A 2780-nucleotide genomic window follows, 5' to 3' on the forward strand; every position below is an offset into this window, starting at 1 on the left:
GTCCCGAGCCGCACGACATCGCCTATCTGGCGCGCCTGCCGCGCCCGGACGGCAGGGGCAGCTGCCTGCTGATCGACGGCCTGCACCCGCCGGGCTCACTCGGCGCGGTCCGGCTGCTGGCCACCCGCCTGGCCGGGCTGCACGAGCGCGCCGAGAACCACCTGTTCTCGGTGCTCATCGCGGTGCGCTACGACCGGGCCACCGGCGAGCCGCTGGACGCGGATCTGCTCACCCCGGTGTACCTGCACCAGGGCGATCCGAGGACCAACGGGCGCGTACGGCGCTGAGGCCGCGTACGCGCGGCGTCCTCGATCGGGCGCCGGGTGCTCAGGCGGCGACGCGGGAGGGTCGCAGGGTGTTCATCGGCGGCCGGTCGTCGAGCGAGACCTCGGTGTGCCGCGCGGTGAATTCGTCGCCCTCCACCGGGAACTGGGTCAGCGCCGCGCCGGAGTCGGCGATGCCGCTGCGGCCGAGCACCGTGCCGAGGATCTGGCGGCTCATCACGCCCAGATCCGACAGCGGACGATTGCGGTGCGTGCGCACCCCCAGGTTCACCTGGCCGATGGCGTCCATCCCGTAGCGGTCGTAGGTGTCGAGCAGCAGCCCGATCTCCACGCCGTAGCCGGGCGCGAACGGCACCGAGGTCAGCAGTTCCCTGGTGCCCGCGTATTCGCCGCCGAGCGGTTGCAACACCGAGGTCAGTTCCGGGCGAAGCGCCGAGAGCAGGGGCCGGGCGACCAGCTCGGTGACCCGTCCGCCGCCGTGCGCGTCCACCGCGTCGCCCTGGCGCAGCGGGCGCCGGTAGTAGGCCTTCACCAGATGCATGTCCGCCACACACAGCAGCGGCCCGAGCAACTTGGGCACGAACGCCGGATCGGGGTCGACCAGATCGGAGTCGACGAAGGCGATCAGGTCGCCCCGGGTGACGGCCAGCGACCGCCACAGCACCTCGCCCTTGCCCGGCACCGGCTCGACCTCCGGCACCGCCTCCTCCCTGGTGACCACCTCGGCGCCGGCGGCGCGGGCCCGTTCCGCGGTGGCGTCGGTGGAGCCGGAGTCGAGCACGATCAACTCGTCGACCAGGGAGCCGAGCAGCGGCCGGATGCTGGCCACCACGTCTGCGACGGTGTTCTCCTCGTTCAACGCGGGCAGCACCACGGAGACGCTGCGCCCCCGCTTGGCCTCGACGAGTTCGTCGATCGTCCAGGCAGGATCGTCCCAGGTGTTGGTGCGCGCCCAGCCGGACGGACGGTGTTGGGTACTCATACCAGACCTCGCAAGGTTCGTGCGGGGGGCCGGAAGCCCTGGATTGCGGCGATCATGTCCACCACGCGGCGGGTGTGCGCCACCTCGTGGACACGGAAGACGCGGGCGCCCGCGGCGGCCGACCACGCCGTTGCTGCCAGGGTGCCCTCCAGTCGTTCGGAGAGCCCCACACCAAGAGTCTCCCCGATGAAATCCTTGTTACTCAGCGCCATGAGAACTGGCCATCCGCTTTTTACGAGAACGTCTACTCCGCGCAACAACTCGAGCCCGTGATAGGTGTTCTTGCCGAAATCGTGGGTCGGATCGACCAGGATCGAATCCTTGCGCACCCCGGCCTCGGCGGCGCGCTCGGCCGCGCCCACCACCGCCTCGGTGACCTCGGCCACCACGTCGGCGTAGCGCACCCGGTGCGGCCTGGTGCGCGGGATCGCCCCGCCGGTGTGGCTGCACACGATGCCGACGCCGAGATCGGCGGCCACCCGCACCAGGTCGGGATCGGCGCCGGCCCAGGTGTCGTTGATCAGGTCGGCGCCGGCGGCCACCGCGTCGCGGGCCACCTGCGAGCGCCAGGTGTCGACGCTGATGAGCAGGTCGGGGTAGGCGGCGCGGATAGCGGCGACGAACGGGACGACCCGCCGGGTCTCCTCCTCGGCGTCGACCGTCTCCCCCGGTCCGGCCTTCACGCCGCCGATGTCGACCAGGTCGGCGCCCTCGGCGACCGCGCGGTGCACCGCCGCCATGGCGGCCTCGTCGGTGAAGGTGGCGCCGCGGTCGTAGAACGAGTCGGGGGTGCGGTTCACGATCGCCATCACCAGTGCCCGGTCCGTCGCGACCGGTTTGCCGCACAGGGTGGATCGCGGCGTGGCGGACGGGCTGAACATGCCTCGACTGTACCGACCGCCGTCGCGGCCCCCGGGGCTCAGCCGGGCAGCGGGCCGCCCGGCTCCGGGTGCAGGGCGATGAAGGCAGAGGTCAGGTCGGTGGCGACGGTGAGCCGGGCGCGGGCCCTCGGCGTCACCACCCCCTTGGAGCCGAGCTCGTCGATCCAGTCGAACAGGCCGCGATAGAAGCCGTCGTGGTCGAGCAGCACCACCGGCTTGGCGTGCTCACCGAGATAACCGCCGGTCCAGGTCTCGAAGAACTCCTCCAGCGTGCCGATGCCGCCGGGCAGGGTGAGGAAGGCGTCGGCGCGGTCCTCCATGACCTTCTTGCGCTGACGCATGGTGTCGGTGACGATCAGCTCGTCGGAGTCGGTGTCGGCCACCTCCCGGTGCACCAGGTGCTTCGGGATCACCCCGATCGTCCTCGCCCCGCCCGCCCTGGCCGGGGGGGGGGCCCCGGCCCCGCTTGTGGGGGGGGGGCCGGCGGGGGGGAGGGGGCGGGCGCGGGGGGGGGGGGGGGGGGGGGCGCGGGGCGGGGGGGTGGGGGGGGGGGGGGGGGGGGGGGGGGGGCGGGGGGGTTTCTCCGCGGGGGGGGGGGGGGGGGGGGGGGGGGTTGGGGGGGCTGGCAGGCGG

Annotated in this window: 3 protein-coding genes and 1 pseudogene; 1 reads left to right on the plus strand and 3 read right to left on the minus strand. The window is 73.2% G+C overall.

Annotated features, from left to right (window positions below; all coding sequences use genetic code 11):
- Nucleotides 1–287 (plus strand): annotated as a pseudogene (locus tag QH283_RS07720) (hypothetical protein); the annotation flags it as partial.
- Nucleotides 288–327: 40 nt separating this feature from the next.
- Here the strand turns inward: QH283_RS07720 and QH283_RS07725 are convergent.
- The 3 genes from QH283_RS07725 to QH283_RS07735 are packed head-to-tail and all read right to left on the minus strand — an operon-like array spanning nucleotide 328 to nucleotide 2776.
- Complete coding sequence (locus tag QH283_RS07725; RefSeq protein WP_280502330.1) at nucleotides 328–1266, minus strand: glucosyl-3-phosphoglycerate synthase; 939 nt, start codon at nucleotides 1264–1266, stop codon at nucleotides 328–330.
- Nucleotides 1263–2147 (minus strand): dihydropteroate synthase, encoded by an 885-nt coding sequence (gene folP, locus QH283_RS07730; RefSeq protein ID WP_280502331.1) that lies wholly within the window; start codon nucleotides 2145–2147, stop codon nucleotides 1263–1265. Before folP ends, QH283_RS07725 begins: the two co-directional genes overlap by 4 nt.
- Nucleotides 2148–2185: 38 nt before the next feature.
- Nucleotides 2186–2776 (minus strand): TIGR00730 family Rossman fold protein, encoded by a 591-nt coding sequence (locus QH283_RS07735; RefSeq protein WP_280502332.1) that lies wholly within the window; start codon nucleotides 2774–2776, stop codon nucleotides 2186–2188.
- Nucleotides 2777–2780 lie beyond the last annotated feature (4 nt).

Source organism: Nocardia farcinica (genome assembly GCF_029867845.1).
GTDB lineage: Bacteria > Actinomycetota > Actinomycetes > Mycobacteriales > Mycobacteriaceae > Nocardia > Nocardia farcinica_A.